Genomic DNA, 406 nt, shown 5'->3' on the forward strand with positions numbered 1-406 from the left:
GCTTTTTATATACCATTCACGGATGCCGTCGCGAGATAGGAGTTGAGTTGCTTAAGAAAGATTTCTTAAAAAACACACATGACTTAGTATCCCAATGGCGTTCTGTTTTGCATGAGAAGAGTGACTCCCTTAAAGAAATGGAAAAAATCATAGCTCAAATTGCATACAAGATATATGAAATAATGCACTTTCATTATCAAAATAACAAATGTTCTCTGGTCAAACTTTTCATCTTAAACTGAAGTGGATTTTAGTTTATAAACTTCATTATCCGCTGGGAAAGCACGAGATGTGACATCCTCTGCATAATTATTTATTGCAGTTTCCATTGCTTGTTTAAGGTCTCCATAACGGCGTACAAATTTTGGCACATGAGCACCATAGCCCAACATATCTTCCATAACCA

The 406-nt window shown here is 36.0% G+C and carries 1 protein-coding gene and 1 pseudogene; one reads left to right on the plus strand and one right to left on the minus strand.

Translation table 11 applies throughout. From position 1 onward, the window contains the following. Window positions 1-242: pseudogene (locus J7R10_RS09175) on the plus strand (hypothetical protein); the annotation flags it as partial. Here J7R10_RS09175 and J7R10_RS09180 read toward each other — a convergent pair. Beyond that, on the minus strand, window positions 234-406 hold a 173-nt coding region (locus tag J7R10_RS09180), incomplete at its 5' end, for a 3-methyl-2-oxobutanoate hydroxymethyltransferase (RefSeq protein WP_208436519.1). The pseudogene J7R10_RS09175 and the gene J7R10_RS09180 sit on opposite strands and share 9 nt — an antisense overlap.

The organism is Bartonella vinsonii subsp. berkhoffii ATCC 51672 (assembly GCF_902825225.1).
Lineage (GTDB): Bacteria > Pseudomonadota > Alphaproteobacteria > Rhizobiales > Rhizobiaceae > Bartonella > Bartonella berkhoffii.